The sequence below is a fragment of the Nocardia amamiensis NBRC 102102 genome (assembly GCF_001612745.1).
GTDB lineage: Bacteria > Actinomycetota > Actinomycetes > Mycobacteriales > Mycobacteriaceae > Nocardia > Nocardia amamiensis.
On the sequence record NZ_BDBA01000242.1, the window covers coordinates 1 to 16,119 of the forward strand.

Sequence of the window (16,119 nt, forward strand, 5' to 3'; positions counted from 1 at the left end):
GCCGCAGATTCCCCAGCCGCCGCAGCAGCAGCCCGTGCCGCAGCCGCCGAACGGGCAGCCGTCGCAGCCCGCGGGCACCATCCCGCCGAAGTGACCCCGGCATCGGATCCGGTCGCGCCAGTGCCGATGTCCTCGCACGCACCACCGTCCTTCCACGCAGGGGAGCTGACCGATCCCCGGCTCTCGGTCGCGCTGAAGACCCTCGAGCTCACCGTGCGCCGCAGGCTCGACGGCGTACTGCACGGTGATCACCTCGGACTCATTCCGGGACCCGGCTCCGAGCCGGGCGAGGCGCGCGTGTACCAGCCGGGTGACGATGTGCGCCAGATGGATTGGTCGGTCACCGCCCGCACCACCCACCCGCACGTGCGGCAGATGATCGCCGACCGGGAGCTGGAGACCTGGATGGTGGTCGACCTGTCGGCCAGCCTGGACTTCGGCACCGCGGCCTGCCAGAAGCGGGATCTCGCCATCGCCGCCGCGGCCGCCATCACGCATCTGACCAGTGGCGGCGGCAACCGGATCGGTGCGGTCGTCGCGACCGGCGAGCGGTTGGTCCGCATCCCGGCCCGCGGCGGGCGCCTGCACGCGCAGTCGTTGCTGCGCAGCATCGCGACCACCCCGCACGCGCGCGACGGCGTCCGCGGCGACCTGCGCGGCGGCATCGAATCGCTGCGCCGCCCGCAGCGCAAACGCGGGCTCGCGGTGATCATCAGTGACTTCCTGGGTGACATCGACTGGCAGCGCTCGCTGCGCGCCATCTCCGCCAGGCACGACCTGCTCGCGGTCGAGGTGCTCGACCCGCGCGACCTGTCGCTGCCCGACATCGGCGACGTCGTGCTGCACGACCCGGAGACCGGGCGCACCCGCGAGTTCAGCGCGACGCCCACCCTGCGCGCCGATTTCGCGGCCGCCGCGCAGCGCCACCGTCAGCAGGTCGAGCAGGCCCTGCGCAGCTGCGGCGCTCCGGTGCTCACCCTGCAAACCGATCGGGACTGGATCGCCGACGTGGTCCGGTTCGTGTCCACCCGGCGCCACAGCTTCGGCGCCCCGACCGGGCGGGTGCCACGTCAGTGAGTATTTCGCATTTCACCGCGCAGATCTGGCTCGGATTCCTCGCCGTCATCGCGTTGATCGCGCTCGGCTACGTCCTGGTGCAGCGCAACCGGCGCAAGCACATGCTGACCTTCACCAACATGGAGCTGCTGGAGAAGGTCGCGCCGTCCCGGCCGAGCCCGTTCCGGCACGTGGCCGTCGCGCTGCTGCTGGTCGGCCTGGTGTTTCTCACCGTCGCCGCGGCGGGGCCGACGGCGGTCAAGAAGGTGCCGCGCAACCGCGCCACCGTCATGCTGGTGATGGACGTATCGCTGTCGATGGAGGCGACCGACGTGGCGCCGAGCCGGATCCAGGTCGCGAAGAAGGCGGGCAAGGAGTTCGTCGACGGTCTGCCGGAGGGCGTGAACATCGGGTTCGTCACCTTCGCCGGCACCGCGTCGGTGATGGTGTCGCCCACCACGAACCATGAAGCGGTCAAGGCGGCGATCGATAACGTGCGGCTCGCCGAGCGCACCGCGACCGGCGAAGGCATTCTCACCGCGTTGCAGGCGATCGACACCTTGGCCACGGTGCTCGGCGGAGCGCAGGAACCGCCACCGGCTCGGATCGTGCTGATGTCGGACGGAAAACAGACCGTCCCCGCGTTCGAGGACGTGGACAATCCGCGGCACGAGTACGTCGCCGCCCGGCTCGCGAAGACCAAGAACGTCCCGATCTCGACCATCTCGTTCGGCACCAGCTGGGGCGTCGTCGAGATTCCCCGCGAGGACGGCAGCCACGAGCAGGTGCGGGTGCCGGTGGACGACGACGCCATGCGCGAACTCGCCCGGCTCTCCAGCGGCGAGTTCTACTCCGCGTCGTCCTTGCAGGAACTGACCAGGGTCTACGACACCTTGGAGCAGCAGATCGGGTACGAGCTGACCAGAGGCGACGCCAGCCGTCCGTGGCTGCTGCTCGGCCTGCTGGTCATCGCCGCGGGCATCGTCATCGGGCTGCTGTACCGCCAGCGTCTGCCCTAGTGCTGCGAGGCGCGTCCCGATGTCCGTCCCGCCCAGTACGGCCGGCTCGGACGCGGGCTGCCGTTTGTGCCTATTCACCAACACCGCACGGTGCGGGTGTCGGCTCGACGAACGTGGCGGCCGCGTCCGGGCCGATCGATCCGACCAGGTAGGTTGAACCCCATGTCGAACATCACATCCCGGTCGGTCCTGGTGACCGGCGGAAATCGCGGCATCGGTCTCGCGGTCGCGCAGCGTCTGCTTGCCGACGGTCACAAGGTGGCCGTCACGCATCGTGGGTCCGGAGTGCCGGACGGTTTGTTCGGTGTGAAATGCGATGTGACCGACAGCGAGTCGGTCGATGCTGCGTTCGCCGAGGTCGAAGCACACCAGGGTCCGGTCGAGGTGCTCGTGGCCAACGCGGGCATCACCGACGACACGCTGCTGATGCGGATGACCGAGGATCAGTTCACCCGGGTGCTCGACGCCAACCTGACCGGTGCGTTCCGCTGCGCCAAGCGGGCGAACCGTGCGATGTTGCGGGCGCGCTGGGGCCGGATGATCTTCCTCGGCTCGGTGGTCGGCATGAGTGGCCAAGCCGGCCAGATCAACTACGCCTCGTCCAAGGCCGGTGTGATCGGTCTGGCGCGCTCGATCACCCGTGAGCTCGGTTCGCGCTCGATCACGGCCAACGTCGTCGCCCCTGGCTTCATCGAGACCGACATGACCGCGGATCTCCCCGACGACATGCGCGATATGGCCAAGAAGTTCATCCCCCTGCAGCGGCTCGGCCAGCCGGAAGACATTGCGGCGGTGGTCAGCTTCCTGGCTTCCGAGGATTCCGCCTACGTCTCCGGCGCCGTGATCCCGGTCGACGGCGGCATGGGCATGGGCCACTGACCATTCCGAACGCGTAGCGCGGCCGGTACCGGCCGCCCGCAGCCAACTCCCCATCCGAGATTTCAGGAGAACCGAGAACCCATGGGCGGACTGCTCGAAGGCAAGACCATTCTGGTCACCGGCATCATCACCGATTCGTCGATCGCGTTCCACGCGGCGGCGGTCGCGCAGGAGCAGGGCGCGAAGGTGATCATCACCGGCATCCCGGAGCGGCTGCGGCTGATCGATCGGATCGCCAAGCGCCTGCCCCAGGAAGTCCCGCCTGCCATCGGGCTCGACGTCACCAGCGAGGAGGATCTCGCCGGGCTGGCCGACAAGCTGCGGGAACTGGCGCCCGAGGGCGTGGACGGTGTGCTGCACTCGATCGCGTTCGCCCCCCGCACCCTGATGGGGCCGGAGGCTCGGCCGTTCCTCGATGGTCCGGGACCGGACGCCGCGAAGGCGTTCGAGATCTCGGCATGGAGCTACGCGTCGCTGTCGCGCGCGGTGCTGCCGGTGATGAACGAGGGCGGTTCGATTGTGGGCATGGACTTCGATCCGCGCACCGCGATGCCGTACTACAACTGGATGGGCGTGGCCAAGGCGGCGCTGGAGTCGGTGAACCGGTACGTGGCACGAGAAGTGGGCACGGCCAAGAAGATCCGCTCCAACCTCATCGCGGCCGGTCCGATCAAGACGCTGGCCGCCAAGGCGATCGCGGGCACCGCGACCGACGACGCCGCCAAACTCAACCAGCTCAACACCTACTGGGACGGCGCGTCGCCGATCGGCTGGGACGTCGACGATCCCACGGTGGTGGCGAAGTCGATCGTCGCGCTGCTGTCGGACTGGCTGCCGGGGACCACCGGCTCGATCATCTACGTCGACGGCGGAGCCAGCCACAACACCTGGTTCCCGGAGAACATGGCGATGAACTGAGCCGGATGCGATGGGAGACACCGTGATCCGGGCCGTCGACGCGCTGCTGCTGCTGTCCTTCGGTGGTCCGGAACGGCCCGAGGACGTGATGCCGTTCCTGGAGAACGTCACCCGGGGCAGGGGAGTGCCGCGCGAGCGCCTCGACGCGGTCGCCGAGCACTATCTGCACTTCGGCGGCGTTTCCCCGATCAACGCGCTCAACCGGGACATCATCACGGCGGTAGAGGCCGAACTGGCCGCCGCGGGACTGGATCTGCCGGTCTACTTCGGCAACCGGAATTGGCATCCCATGGTGGAGGACACCGTCGCGCGGATGGCCGCCGACGGTGTCGGCTCCGCGCTGGTCTTCCCGACCTCGGCGTGGGGTGGGTACTCCGGCTGCCTGCAGTATCACGAGGACATCGCCAGGGCGCGTGCTGCGTTCGGTGACGGCGCGCCGGAACTGGTGAAACTGCGTCAGTACTTCGACCACCCGCTGCTGATCGAGGCGTTCGCCGACGCGATTCACATTGCGCGGGAGCGGCTTCCGGTCGACCAGCGGGCGGCAGCGCGACTGGTGTTCACCGCTCATTCCGTGCCGGTGTCCGCCGACGCCGCCGCGGGCCCGCCGCCCGACGGCGGCAGGCTCTACAGCCGTCAGGTCGCCGAGGCCGCCCGATTGTGTGCCGCGGCAACCGGTTTCACCGACTACGACCTGGTCTGGCAGTCTCGTTCGGGTCCGCCGCAGGTGCCGTGGCTGGAACCGGACATCGTCGACCATCTGGACGACCTCGCCGCCAAGCGTGTCGAAGCCGTCGTCGTCTGTCCGGTCGGCTTCGTCTCCGATCATCTCGAGGTCATCTGGGATCTCGACAATGAGGCCGCGCAGAAGGCCGCCGAACTCGGCATGGGGTTCTCGCGGGTTGCCACGCCCGGCGCCGATCCCCGCTTCGCGAAGCTGGTCGTCGAATTGATCTCCGAGCATCTCGGCGATACCGAACCTCGTCGGCTCGGCAACGTCCCCGGATATGGCTGCACACGCAATGGCGCACCGTGCGAGCCAGGCTGCTGCGCTGCGAACCGCCGCCCCACTGCTGGGAATTGACGCAGAGCACGCGCGATAGCATCCATGCTGCGCCTGAGACCGAATCGAAACTCATACCTCCGGGGGTAATGATCAAATGACCTATGCCGACGTCCTGACCAACGCCGCGGTGCTCGACCCGCACGCCTGGTCCGACGCCAATGTGTGGACCGTTGCTCTGGACGCCACCGAAGCCCGGCGCCGCAGCCGCAGCAGCGGTAAAGGCTTCTCGATCGGGGGCCTGATCCTGTGCCTCGGCGTCGTCGCCGTGGTGATCGGCCTGGTGATCTGGCTGAGCAAACGAGGGAAATCGAACTCGAACCAGCCCCAGCAGCAGTATCCGCCGCAGCAGTATCCGCAGCAACAGCTGTATCAGCAGCAGCCGTATCAGCAGTACCCGCAGCAGCAGCCCTACCAACAGCCCTACCAGCCCCAGCAGCAGTACCCACCGCAGCAGCAATACCAGCAGCCCTATCCGCCGCAGCGGTAGTCCTCGCCGCAGGGTTTTTCCGAACGTCGCGGTAGGGAGGCCGGACGCAGGGAGAACCCAGGACGGGCCGCGCCGTCGCGCGACCAGCTGGAACCCGCGCAGGCGGCCGACGACGAAAATTGCTCGGCCGCTGTCGTCCTCGCGTGGTCGAGGCCGCACAGGTCGGCGCCGCCTATAGGGCCGTTCGCGGTGCGCAGAAGCGTTGCTGCGGCCTCGGCGGTAGCGCGGCCCGTCCCGCCAGGATGATGCCGCTGATCCGCGGACCGGGTGTGGAACCGCGCGTCGACCTCTCGGGACGAGGTCAGTGGCTTTCCCGCGCGGAGGCGTGCACCGCGACCAGCCTGGCCGCGCGGATCGCGTCCCACAGCGGGCGCAGCAGTGATTCCTGCGCGCCGATCGCGCTGGCGGAGGTGGGAGCGGAGGCCGGTTCCCGCTGCGCTACCGTGAGGATGGCCGCGACATGGTCGGCGGTATCCAGAATGCGCCTGGCGCGCAACGGAATCGAGCCGGGATAGTCGTGCCGGGAGTAGTCGGCGAGTTCGGCCTCGATGAGCTCACGCGGATCGGACTCGGCCGTGCCGAGCGCGGTGGTGTGCAGCTTCATCAGCGCGTCGGCGGCGTCGCGGACCGCTTCTCGCATCGCGTATTCGGCCTCGCCCAGCGACATGTCGGGGCCCGGCGCCGCCGCCGGGATCGGGGTGCTGTAGACGGTCCACTGCAGGGTGGCCTCCTCCGCCCACTGCGGGATGAGGCCGGTGCCGTCGGTGCCGGGCACCCCGATCAGGATGCCCTCCTCGGCGGCGATCGCGTCGGCGGCGAACGCCGTGCCCGCGGGGACTCCGCGCACGTCACCGGGGACCGGGAGCACCAGTCGCAGCTGCGACCCTGGCTGCGCCATCGTCTCGCGAATCACCTTGAGCAGGGCCATGACTCCACTTCCCGGCAGGCTGCCGTGCGCGGACCAGGGTAAGTCGGTGCGGCCGCCGGCGAGCGGATCGCCCGCCGCGATCGTGTGCCTCGGCGCCCATGCGTGCAGGGCAGCCAGAACGTCGTCGGGCGCACTGCGGCCGGCCAGCCAGGAGCTCGCCCAGACCGTCAGCGTCGCGCTTGGAGAGCACATAATTATCGAGCATAAAGGGTGGGCGCTACCGGTGGGCATCCATGCGCGATGGCATTCGTGAGCAGCACCGGAACCACGGTGGCACCGCGGGTGACGACCACTGTGTCCACGCGGACACCACCCGGCATCCGGCCGTGGCGACCACAACCAGCCGACGCACTACGACGCTGCCGCGCGAAGTCGTCGTCAGCCCCGGTGCTGGCGCGAGCGAAGGCTCGAGGCAGCCGCAGAAACGAGCCCGCTGGACCAAGTCCGTCTATAGCTCGCGTCTGGCCGAGTGAAGGCTCGAGGCGGCCCCCCGGGCGCTGGGGTGAGTCGAGGCAGCCGTTGATGTGCTGGGGTGAGGGGAGGCTCGAGGCAGCCGTTGATGTGCTGGGGTGAGGGGAGGCTCGAGGCACTCGCATATGCGCCGGGCCGAGCGAAGCCTCGAGGCACTCGCATATGCGCCGGGCCGAGCGAAGCCGAGGCACTCGCCTATTTCGTTTCGGTGACGAAGTCGATCAGGCGCTCCACCGCGCCGATGAGCGGCGCCTCCAGGTCGCGGAAGGAGGTCACCGCGCCGTAGACGCGCCGCCATCCGTCCTGCGGGGTGCCCCAGTGCAGGCGTGCGCAGATGCCGGTCTTCCAGTCCTCGCCGCGCGGCACCTGCGGCCACTGCGCGATCCCTACGGTCGCGGGGCGCACCGCCTGCCAGATGTCGACGAAGGGGTGGCCGGTCACCAGCACGTGCGGTCCGAGCCCGGTGGTCAGCTGGGTCTCCTTCGATCCGGTCACCAGATGGTCGACCAGCACGCCGACCCGCCTGCCCGGCCCTGGCTGGAAGTCGGCCAGCCGCTCGGCCAGGTTGTCCAAGCCCTCCAGGTGCTCGACGACCACGCCCTCGACGCGCAGATCGTGCCCCCACACCCGCTCGACCAGCGCGGCGTCGTGGACACCCTCGACCCATATCCGGCTACCACGGGCCACCCTCGCGCGCAACCCCTCGACGCGGGTCGAGCCCGATGCGGAGCGGGCCTGCTTCTTCGGCGCGGCTGCGGCCGGTCGAACCAGCGTGACGGGCTCGCCGTCGATGAGGAACGCGGCCTCGCGCAGCGCGAACAGGCGCACCACGCCGCGTGCGTCCTCGAGCTTCACGAACTCGCCGTCGTAGCTGCGATCGAAACCGACCACGGCGCCGCAGAATCCGGTGGCGGCGTCTTCGACGACCAGGTCGCGTTCTGCGGTGACCGTGGGTACCGCCTGCTTCTTCGATCGGGGATGTCCGGAGAAGATGTCGCCATACCTGTCACGCCCGCTCACCCGCCTGAAGCTAGCACCGCCGCTGAAGGTTTCGGGGCAGCGGGTGTGCGCGCGTCCCGGCGGCGAGTTCGTACGGAGTAGTCATCTCGGTCGGTCCCGCGAGAATGGCCGGAGCACTACAGTGGTCGTGTGGCCGCTATTTTTTGGCTTGTCGCGGGCATCCTGCTCGCCGCGGCGGAGATGCTCACGGGGGATCTCACGCTGCTGATGCTCGGTGTGGCCGCGCTCGGCACCGCGGGTGTCAGCGCCGCGGCGGGCACGTCGGTCCTGGTTGACGCCATCGTGTTCGCGGTGATCTCGGCGGTGCTGCTGCTCGGTGTCCGCCCGGCCCTGCGGCGACGCTTCGGGACTCCACCGCCGATACCGACGAACGTGGACGCCCTGCCGGGTAAGACGGCGCTGGTGCTCGAGCAGGTCGCGGCGCATTCCGGTCAGGTGAAGCTGGGCGGGGAGGTGTGGACCGCGCGGCCGATGGACGTGAGCGAGGTCTACGAGCCGGGTACCACCGTGTACGTCATGAAGATCGACGGCGCGACCGCCGTCGTCTGGAAGGGGCCGTAATGGCTGTACTGATCGTCGCCGCCGTCCTCGTCCTGTTGGTCGTGGTGGTGGTCTTCAAGTCGATCGCGCTGGTGCCGCAGGCCGAGGCCGCGGTGATCGAGCGTCTGGGCCGGTACTCGCGCACGGTGTCGGGCCAGCTCACGTTTCTCGTCCCGTTCGCCGACCGGATCCGCGCCAAGGTGGATCTGCGCGAGCGGGTGGTGTCGTTCCCGCCGCAGCCGGTGATCACCGAGGACAACCTCACCCTGCACATCGACACCGTGGTCTACTTCCAGGTGACCAGCCCACAGGCGGCGGTGTACGAGATCAGCAACTACATCGCCGCGGTCGAGCAGCTGACCGTCACCACGTTGCGCAACGTGGTCGGCGGGATGACGCTCGAGCAGACCCTCACCTCACGGGACTCGATCAACGGCCAGCTGCGCGGCGTGCTCGACGAGGCGACCGGGCGCTGGGGGCTGCGCGTTGCGCGGGTCGAGTTGAAGAGCATCGATCCGCCACCGTCGATCCAGGAATCGATGGAGAAGCAGATGAAGGCCGACCGCGAGAAGCGCGCGATGATCCTCACCGCGGAGGGCCAGCGGGAATCGCAGATCAAGACGGCCGAGGGTGCCAAGCAGGCGCAGATCCTGTCCGCCGAGGGCGCCAAGCAATCGGCGATCCTGGCCGCCGAAGGTGAACGGCAGAGCCGCATTCTGCGTGCCCAAGGTGAGCGCGCCGCGGCGTACCTGCAGGCGCAGGGGCAGGCCAAAGCCATCGAAAAGGTCTTCGCCGCCATCAAATCCGGCAAGCCGACACCGGAACTGCTTGCCTACCAGTACATGCAGACGCTGCCCATGGTCGCCCGCGGCGACGCCAACAAGGTGTGGCTGGTGCCGAGCGATTTCGGCAAGGCGCTCGAAGGGTTCGCCAAGAGCTTCGGCACGCAGGGCGAGGACGGGGTGTTCCGTTACGAACCGCCCGCCCCCGACGGTTCGGAAGTCAAGCCCGAGGACGACTCCGACGTCGCGGACTGGTTCGACACCGCGCCGGACCCGGCCATCGAGCGGGCCGTGCGCGCCGCCGAGGCCACGGCACGCACTCCGGTGGAGGGCATGGCGCCGACCCCGCCGCCGCAGGGTTACGAACCCTCGCCGCACCAGCCGGTGCTTCCTCCACAGGAGGCTTTCCCGCCGCAACAGCAGCCTGCGCAGCAACCGCCGGCACACCGCCCGGATGACCCGCACAACCGCCCGTGGCAGCCCCCGGAGAACTTCTCGAAGTAGCACCGCCGTTGACGTGCCCCGATTCGCACTGGAGTCCGGGGCACCGCGGAACAGGCTCAATCGGGCAGTCCCGAGGCGCGGATCGCCGGAACGATGACGTCGGCGACGCCGCGCATGCCCTGCGGGGTGGGGTGGTAGGGCACGAGGGTTTCGGTGGCGATCACCGGGTCGATCCAGCGGACGCCGGCTGGGGCGCACGCGTCGTGGCCTTCCGAGGCGGCGCGGGTGTCGACATAGGTGGCCCCGTGTGCCGTGGCGGCGCGGGCCACCACGGTGTTGAGGCGGTCGAAGGCGGCCTGTATGTGGGTGGCGTCGGACGGGCGAAGGCCGACCAGTTCGGGGCAGCCGCCGTCGCGGACGTAGCGCGGCCAGCCGTCCACGACGATCTTCGCCTTCGGTGCCAGCGACGAGATCTGCCGCAACGCGGCCGAATACGCCGCAGCGATGCCGTCGATGTCGGCGTCCCAAGCGGGACCGGCGCACACGCCGACGCCGAAGAGGCCGGACACGTGGCAGGAGACCACGTGTTCGGCCATCAGGGCGTCGTTGGCGCCGATGTGCACCGTCACCAGTCTGGTGCCAGGGCCGAGGGCGTCGAACTGCGGTGCGATGCCCGGCTGCTGAGCGGTGGTGAGGTCCCGGATGCGCGCCGAATTGCATGTGCGGTCGTCGAGCCGCAGGCCGAGATCCCGGGCGACCAGCTTCGGTGTGTTGGCGGTGGAGCGCAGGCACCGTGGCGGGGCCGAGGTGTCGAAGTTCCGCACGCCGGTGGTGGCCGCGCCGGAATCACCGAGCGCGACGTACTCGGCCCCTCCTTCGGCGGGCATCGCCGCGGCGGGGGCGGTGCCGAGGGCGAGCAGGCAGACGGTGACGGCGATAGCGTGCGGCAGATTCGTCATGTCGTGTCCTGGGCGGTGTCGGCTGGCGCAGTCATGAGCGGGGCACGTCTCCTTGTGCCGCACGCTACTCGGCAAGCCGATCCGCGGGGCGGAATCCGGTGGCAGACTTCCAGGCATGACAACTCCTGGATGGGCCGACGTGGACGGCTACCTCGTGGACACGCTGGTGGCGGATCCGGCGTCCGAAGCCGCCCTGGCCGCGAACAAGGCGGCGGGCCTGCCCGCGATCGACGTGTCACCGCCGCAGGGGAAGTTCCTGCATCTGCTGGCCAGGACGGCCGGGGCGCGGCGGGTGCTGGAGATCGGCACACTCGGTGGGTACAGCACCATCTGGCTCGCCCGCGCGGTCGGCGCGAAAGGACGGGTGGTCACGTTGGAGTTCGCCGCGCAGCACGCCGAGGTGGCGCGGGCGAACCTGGATCGGGCCGGGGTGGGTGACCGGGTGGACATCCGGGTCGGCGCCGCACTCGACAGCCTGCCCGTCCTCGCCGAGGAGGACCCCGATCCGTTCGATCTGGTGTTCATCGACGCGGACAAGGTGAACAACTCGAACTACGTGCTGTGGGCGCTGCGCCTGACCCGGCCGGGCTCGGTGATCATCGTCGACAATGTGGTCCGCGGCGGTGCGGTCGCCGAGGAGCACTCGCAGGACCCGGCCGCGCAGGCGAGCCGGGACCTGATCGAATTGCTCGCCGCCGAACCGAGCCTGGACGCGACCGTCGTGCAGACCGTGGGCGGCAAGGGATGGGACGGTTTCGCCTACGCCGTGGTCAACGGCGAAAGCTTCGAGTGAGCCGCCTCGGTCACGGAATCAACACCACCTTGCCGGTCGTTCCGCGCGTTTCCAGCGAGTGATGCGCGGCGGCGGCATCAGCGAGCGGGAAACGGTGCACCGCCGGGCGCAGCCGGCCGGCGGCCGCCTCGGCCATGGCTCGCTCCTCCAGGACGCGCAGGTCGCCACCGGCTCGCGCCAGCATCGGCGGTCCGAGCACCAGCTCGGAGGTGATGCCCCGGGCCGCGAGTTCGTCGGCTGAAAATGCCAGCGGCCCTTCGTCATTCGACTGGCCGGACCGGCCATAGACCAAATGCTGCCCGCCTTTGCCGAGTAGGTCCACACCGGCGCGGGCGACGTCGCCACCCACGGAATCGAACAGCACACTCGCGCCGCGGTCGCCGATGTACGCACGAACTCGGTCCGGCCAATCCGGCAGCAGGTAGTCCGCCGCGAAGTCGGCGCCGTTGCGCCGCACCTGCCCGACTTTCGCGGGACCGCCGGCCAGTCCGATCACGGTCGCTCCGGCGTTCTTGGCGTACTGCACCAGCAGCGTGCCGATGCCGCCGGCGGCGGCTGTCACCACGGCGACGCTGTCGGAAGCCAAGTCGGTGAACTGTAGAATGCCCATGGTGGTGCGCCCGGTGCCGATCATCGCGACCGCCTCGGCCGCGTCGAGGTTCGCTGGAATCTTGTGCAACCGAGCGGCTTCCGTCACCGCCAGCTCGGCATAACCCCCCGGAACCGCGCCGAGGTGCGCCACGACCCGTGCGCCGAGCAAGCTCGGTTCGACGTCCGGACCGACTCGGTCCACCGTGCCCGCGACCTCGCGTCCCGGGACGGTGGGCAGTTGCGGCAACACATACGGGCCGGGCTCGCCCCGCCGCAGCGATGTATCCACCAAATGAACTCCAGCGGCCGCCACCGCGATGCGGACCTGGCCGGCGCCTGGTGTGGGGTCGGATACGGTTTCGTAGCGCAGGTTTTCGGCCGGGCCGAAGGTATGGAGGCGAATGGCGTGCACGGTGACTCCTGTTCGTGATGCGGTCGCCCACCAGCATGCGACCTCGAGTTAGGTCGAGGTCAATCGCTCGCGCCGCGCCGCCCGTGCCGCGAATCCGTCGCACAGGGCGTCGAGCCCGCCATAGAGCAGTTCCTCCTGAGTCAGTTTGCTGACGCCGCTGCCCGCGAGATCGGCCAGCGCCGGCGGGACCGGCCCTTCGGCCGTGCCGTTCAGCAGTGTCCGCAGACCATTGTCGCCGGTGGGGTTCATGCCCTTGCGCGCCATCAACTCGGCGCTGATCTCCGGCAGGGTGGCCCCGGAGATGTAGTTCCACACGGTGAAGGACATGCTCGTCGCCTCCCGGGTGGACACACCGAGTTCCAGGAAGCCGTCCACCAACCACGCCAGGCACGCCAGGCTCTGCGGGCCGAAGCTGTAGCGCGGGGTGGCGAAGGTGAGCAGCACCCACGGATGCTGCCGGTACAGCGCCCAATCGATCTCGGCGGCGATGCGGACCCGGTCGCGCCAGGTCCACCGCTGCCCCTCCGGCGAGGGGTATGGGTTCCGCCGGGCCACCTCGTCGGTCATCGACGCCAGTAGCTCGTCCTTGTTCGCGACGTGGCGGTACAGCGACATGGCTCCCACGCCGAGCCGGTCGGCGATGCGCCGCATGGACAGCGCGTCCAAGCCCTCGGCGTCGGCGAGCTCGATGGCGGTGTCGACGATGGCGGTGCGGTGCAGCTTGATCTCGGTCATCCCACGGCTCGCTTCCACTCGGGGCCCTGGATCCGTAGCGTACACTGTACCCTTGTCGTGCGTACGACGTACGCGCCAGTGAGAGGACGGTCGGGATGACAGACGTGCGGACAGTGGGGACCGGGCCGACCACGGTGGGTTCGCGCCGCGCGTGGCTGGGCTTGGCCGTCCTGCTGCTGCCGGTGCTGCTGGTGTCGATGGACATCTCGGTGCTGTTCCTCGCGCTGCCCACGTTGACCGTCGACCTGGACCCCTCGGCGGACCAGCAGTTGTGGATTCTCGACATCTACGGGTTCCTGATCGCGGGCCTGCTGATCACCATGGGCAACCTCGGTGACCGGGTCGGGCGGCGCAACATCCTGCTGGCGGGCGCCGCGGTGTTCGGGATCGCGTCGGTGATCGCGGCGTTCGCGCCGAGCGCGGGCGTGCTCATCGCGGCGCGGGCGCTGATGGGCATCGGGGGCGCCACCTTGCTGCCGTCCAGTCTGGCGCTGATCTCCAGCCTGTTTCCCGACGCACGCGAACGCGCCACCGCGATCGGCGTGTGGACGGCGTTCTTCGCAGGCGGCTCGGCCGTAGGACCGATCATCGGCGGCATGCTGCTGCACCAGTTCTGGTGGGGCTCGGTCTTTCTCATCAATATCCCGGTGCTGCTGATCCTGCTCGCGTTCGGCCCGTTCGTGCTGCCGGAACATCGAGCGGGCATACGGGGACCGCTGGACTTGCCGAGCGTCGCCCTGTCCATCGGCGGCATACTGCCGGTGGTCTACGGCATCAAGCACGCCGCGACCGAAGGCATCGATGCGCAGGCCGTCGTCATCGCGCTGATCGGCGCGGTGCTCTCGGCCGTCTTCGTCCGCAGGCAGCGGCAGCTCGACGAACCACTGCTCGACCTGCGGTTGTTCGCCAGGGTCCCGTTCTCGGTGGCGATCGGCTCCAGCCTGATCGGCATGATGTCGCTGGCTGGTCTGAGCTATCTGACCAGCGTCTATCTGCAATCGGTGACCGGGCGCTCGCCGCTCGCCGCGGCGCTGCTCGGCATCCCGATGGCGATCGCGGTGTTCGTCTGCTCGATGGGGGGCGCACGGGTCGGACACCGCTTCGGGGTCACCGCCACGTTCGTGTTCGCCCTGCTGGCCTCGGCGGTCGGCAACCTGCTGGTGCTCGGCGTCGGTGTGCACGGCGGACTCTGGTGGTATCTGACCGGCTCCACCATCGCCGGAATCGGCTACGGCCTGGTCTTCACCCTGGTGTCCGACGTGGCGGTGTCCTCGGTGCCGCCGGAGCGGGCCGGGTCGGCCGTCGGCATCTCCGAGACCAGCTTCGAGTTGGGCAACGCGCTGGGCCTCGCCCTGCTCGGCTCGCTCGCGGCGCTGATCTTCCGGTCCGGCGGCGACTACGCGGCCACGCTCGGCGAGACCATCCAGAAGGCGGGCGGCGATGTGGCGCTGATCGAGTCGGCACGCGAATCGTTTGTCAATGGAATGCATATCGCGGTGGCCGTCGGCGCCGCGGCGCTGGTGGCGATGGCTCTGATCGCCCGGGTCGCCTCGTCTACCCGGCGCTGACCCACTTGGGTCCGCAACCGGATACGTCCGCGGCGGCCGTCCTTGGGAAAGAGACTCTGCCGCATCCACATTCGAACCCGTGGGAGATGCTGCTGTTCATCCGCCGCTATGAGGACGCCATATCCGTGGTCCGGCGCACCGACGGCCGCCTGAGCATCGCCACCTACCCAACCCGGCAGGACCTGCCGCAACTCGTGCGCAATAGGTGGCGGAACGGATGATCACGCGATCGCTGGCTGAGCGGCCTGAACTGAGCCTACAGTCGGATTCGTGAACCACACCCCGGGCTCGAGCAACGGGCGGCCGATCGCCGAACGGGTGGCGACGCGTCTGCTTTATCCCACGTCGCGTCCGCGTGAAAAGGCGTTGCGCGCCGCGGTCGACGGTCGGATCGTGCTGGTCACCGGCGCATCGCACGGGATAGGCAAAGCCAGCGCGCGCAAACTTGCCGCGGCGGGGGCGACCGTCCTGCTCGTCGCCCGCTCGGCCGGGGAACTCGATCGGGTGGCCGCGGAGATCACCGCGGCGGGCGGCGTCGCGCACACCTATCCGACCGATCTCACCGACATGGATGCCGTCGAACGCCTCGGCCGCGAACTGCTCGACGAGCACAGCCACCTCGACGTGGTGGTCAACAACGCGGGTAAGTCGATTCGCCGTCCCATCGACGAGTCCTACGACCGCTTCCATGATTTCACCCGCACCATCGACATCAACTATCTCGGTCCGGTGCGCCTGCTGCTCACGCTGCTGCCCTCGATGCGCGCTCGCGGGCGAGGCCACATCGTCAATATCTCGACGTGGGGTGTCCGTGTGCCGCCCGCCCCGCGATGGGCGGCCTATGGCGCGTCCAAGGCCGCCTTCGACGTGTGGTTGCGCAGCGTCGCGTCCGAGGTGGCCGCCGACGGGGTCACGACGACATCGATCTACATGCCACTGGTGCACACCAGGATGAGCGCGCCCACCGATTTCAGCCGTGTTCCCGGGCTCACCGTCGACGAGGCCGCCGACCTGGTCTGCCACGCGGTGACCGCCAAGCCGCGCGAGATCGCCCCCTGGTGGTCGGCGCCGGTCCAGGCGTGGACCGACCTGACCCGCGGCCGAGCCCAGCGTTTCATGGAGCGCGCTTTCCGGCGCTGACCCGAACCGGCACGACGCCGGTACGTCCGCGAAACGGCCGGGACACCTGGGCGACACGCCGGGACATAGGATCGACGGGTGCGTGAATCTGGTCCGAGCGGTCCGGCTGGGTCGAGCCTTACGACGGTGCTCGCGCTCGCCGACTCGCGGCTGCCGATCGGCGGGCACGTGCACTCCGGCGGAGTCGAGGAGGCTGTCGCGTCCGGCCTGATCCGCGACGTGGCGACGGTGGAGCTGTACCTGCGCCGCCGAATCCGGACCACCGGCCTGGTGGCCGCATCGCTGGCCGCCGCGGTGTGCGCGGGCGAACT

At 69.3% G+C, this 16,119-nt stretch carries 17 protein-coding genes and 1 pseudogene; 13 read left to right on the forward strand and 5 right to left on the reverse strand.

Going from position 1 to position 16,119, the window contains the following annotated elements:
* The first annotated feature begins 126 nt into the window (after positions 1–126).
* The 6 genes from NA4_RS33065 to NA4_RS33090 all read left to right on the forward strand — a co-directional run bounded on the left by NA4_RS33065 (position 127) and on the right by NA4_RS33090 (position 5,425).
* A complete protein-coding gene (locus NA4_RS33065) occupies positions 127–1,077 on the forward strand; it encodes a DUF58 domain-containing protein (RefSeq protein WP_067479212.1) in 951 nt (316 codons plus the stop codon).
* A complete protein-coding gene (locus NA4_RS33070; protein WP_067479185.1) occupies positions 1,074–2,075 on the forward strand; it encodes a VWA domain-containing protein in 1,002 nt (333 codons plus the stop codon). Before NA4_RS33065 ends, NA4_RS33070 begins: the two co-directional genes overlap by 4 nt.
* A 162-nt stretch (positions 2,076–2,237) precedes the next feature.
* A complete protein-coding gene (gene fabG1, locus NA4_RS33075; protein WP_067479187.1) occupies positions 2,238–2,954 on the forward strand; it encodes a 3-oxoacyl-ACP reductase FabG1 in 717 nt (238 codons plus the stop codon).
* Positions 2,955–3,035: 81 nt separating this feature from the next.
* A complete protein-coding gene (gene inhA, locus NA4_RS33080) occupies positions 3,036–3,872 on the forward strand; it encodes an NADH-dependent enoyl-ACP reductase InhA (RefSeq protein ID WP_067479189.1) in 837 nt (278 codons plus the stop codon).
* Between the two features lie 10 nt (positions 3,873–3,882).
* Entirely contained in the window at positions 3,883–4,956 is a 1,074-nt protein-coding gene (locus NA4_RS33085) for a ferrochelatase (protein WP_067479190.1), read from the forward strand.
* Positions 4,957–5,032: 76 nt separating this feature from the next.
* Positions 5,033–5,425, forward strand: coding sequence for a hypothetical protein (locus tag NA4_RS33090; protein ID WP_067479192.1), 393 nt, complete (start codon positions 5,033–5,035; stop codon positions 5,423–5,425).
* Between the two features lie 301 nt (positions 5,426–5,726).
* Here the strand turns inward: NA4_RS33090 and NA4_RS33095 are convergent, their stop codons facing one another.
* Positions 5,727–6,545 carry an Rv1486c family protein gene (locus NA4_RS33095; RefSeq protein WP_067479194.1) on the reverse strand — a complete coding sequence of 273 codons (819 nt, stop codon included), beginning with the start codon at positions 6,543–6,545 and terminating at the stop codon, positions 5,727–5,729.
* Positions 6,546–7,019: 474 nt separating this feature from the next.
* The gene (locus NA4_RS33105; protein ID WP_067479198.1) at positions 7,020–7,844 is read right to left on the reverse strand and encodes a DUF3097 domain-containing protein; all 825 of its coding nucleotides are present in this window, start codon (positions 7,842–7,844) and stop codon (positions 7,020–7,022) included.
* A gap of 129 nt (positions 7,845–7,973) precedes the next feature.
* Here NA4_RS33105 and NA4_RS33110 point away from each other — a divergent pair, with 129 nt between their 5' ends.
* Together NA4_RS33110 and NA4_RS33115 are read left to right on the forward strand one after the other, a co-directional pair.
* On the forward strand, positions 7,974–8,405 hold the full coding sequence (locus tag NA4_RS33110; protein WP_067479199.1) for an NfeD family protein: 432 nt from the start codon (positions 7,974–7,976) through the stop codon (positions 8,403–8,405).
* Complete coding sequence (locus tag NA4_RS33115) at positions 8,405–9,670, forward strand: SPFH domain-containing protein (RefSeq protein WP_067479201.1); 1,266 nt, start codon at positions 8,405–8,407, stop codon at positions 9,668–9,670. The genes NA4_RS33110 and NA4_RS33115 overlap by 1 nt, the downstream gene beginning before the upstream one ends.
* 56 nt (positions 9,671–9,726) lie before the next feature.
* On the opposite strand, the gene NA4_RS33120 is transcribed toward NA4_RS33115, so the two are convergent.
* Complete coding sequence (locus NA4_RS33120) at positions 9,727–10,569, reverse strand: SGNH/GDSL hydrolase family protein (protein WP_067479203.1); 843 nt, start codon at positions 10,567–10,569, stop codon at positions 9,727–9,729.
* 115 nt (positions 10,570–10,684) lie between these two features.
* Here NA4_RS33120 and NA4_RS33125 point away from each other — a divergent pair, with 115 nt between their 5' ends.
* Entirely contained in the window at positions 10,685–11,362 is a 678-nt protein-coding gene (locus NA4_RS33125) for an O-methyltransferase (protein ID WP_067479205.1), read from the forward strand.
* A gap of 10 nt (positions 11,363–11,372) precedes the next feature.
* Here the strand turns inward: NA4_RS33125 and NA4_RS33130 are convergent, their stop codons facing one another.
* Together NA4_RS33130 and NA4_RS33135 are read right to left on the reverse strand one after the other, a co-directional pair.
* Positions 11,373–12,365: a zinc-binding dehydrogenase gene (locus tag NA4_RS33130; protein ID WP_067479206.1), complete on the reverse strand. Its 993-nt coding sequence runs from the start codon at positions 12,363–12,365 to the stop codon at positions 11,373–11,375.
* Between the two features lie 48 nt (positions 12,366–12,413).
* Entirely contained in the window at positions 12,414–13,100 is a 687-nt protein-coding gene (locus NA4_RS33135) for a TetR/AcrR family transcriptional regulator (RefSeq protein WP_067479208.1), read from the reverse strand.
* Positions 13,101–13,195: 95 nt separating this feature from the next.
* Between NA4_RS33135 and NA4_RS33140 the strand changes: the two genes are divergently transcribed.
* The 4 genes and pseudogenes from NA4_RS33140 to NA4_RS33150 form a co-directional block, all read left to right on the forward strand.
* A complete protein-coding gene (locus NA4_RS33140) occupies positions 13,196–14,668 on the forward strand; it encodes an MFS transporter (protein ID WP_067479210.1) in 1,473 nt (490 codons plus the stop codon).
* 86 nt (positions 14,669–14,754) lie between these two features.
* Complete coding sequence (locus NA4_RS43375) at positions 14,755–14,889, forward strand: hypothetical protein (protein ID WP_281180088.1); 135 nt, start codon at positions 14,755–14,757, stop codon at positions 14,887–14,889.
* A gap of 49 nt (positions 14,890–14,938) precedes the next feature.
* Entirely contained in the window at positions 14,939–15,808 is an 870-nt protein-coding gene (locus NA4_RS33145; RefSeq protein WP_373862859.1) for an SDR family NAD(P)-dependent oxidoreductase, read from the forward strand.
* A 78-nt stretch (positions 15,809–15,886) separates the two neighbouring features.
* Positions 15,887–16,119, forward strand: a pseudogene (locus tag NA4_RS33150) (urease accessory protein UreF); the annotation flags it as partial.

Excerpts from the sequence above, each read along its gene's own strand:
- NA4_RS33065 (WP_067479212.1), top strand. The coding sequence starts at position 127 with ATGTCCTCGCACGCACCACCGTCCTTCCACGCAGGGGAGCTGACCGAT.
- fabG1 (WP_067479187.1), top strand. The coding sequence starts at position 2,238 with ATGTCGAACATCACATCCCGGTCGGTCCTGGTGACCGGCGGAAATCGC.
- inhA (WP_067479189.1), top strand. The coding sequence starts at position 3,036 with ATGGGCGGACTGCTCGAAGGCAAGACCATTCTGGTCACCGGCATCATC.
- NA4_RS33085 (WP_067479190.1), top strand. The coding sequence starts at position 3,883 with ATGGGAGACACCGTGATCCGGGCCGTCGACGCGCTGCTGCTGCTGTCC.
- NA4_RS33090 (WP_067479192.1), top strand. The coding sequence starts at position 5,033 with ATGACCTATGCCGACGTCCTGACCAACGCCGCGGTGCTCGACCCGCAC.
- NA4_RS33095 (WP_067479194.1), bottom strand. The coding sequence starts at position 6,545 with ATGTGCTCTCCAAGCGCGACGCTGACGGTCTGGGCGAGCTCCTGGCTG.
- NA4_RS33115 (WP_067479201.1), top strand. The coding sequence starts at position 8,405 with ATGGCTGTACTGATCGTCGCCGCCGTCCTCGTCCTGTTGGTCGTGGTG.
- NA4_RS33120 (WP_067479203.1), bottom strand. The coding sequence starts at position 10,569 with ATGACGAATCTGCCGCACGCTATCGCCGTCACCGTCTGCCTGCTCGCC.
- NA4_RS33125 (WP_067479205.1), top strand. The coding sequence starts at position 10,685 with ATGACAACTCCTGGATGGGCCGACGTGGACGGCTACCTCGTGGACACG.
- NA4_RS33135 (WP_067479208.1), bottom strand. The coding sequence starts at position 13,100 with ATGACCGAGATCAAGCTGCACCGCACCGCCATCGTCGACACCGCCATC.
- NA4_RS33140 (WP_067479210.1), top strand. The coding sequence starts at position 13,196 with ATGACAGACGTGCGGACAGTGGGGACCGGGCCGACCACGGTGGGTTCG.
- NA4_RS43375 (WP_281180088.1), top strand. The coding sequence starts at position 14,755 with ATGCTGCTGTTCATCCGCCGCTATGAGGACGCCATATCCGTGGTCCGG.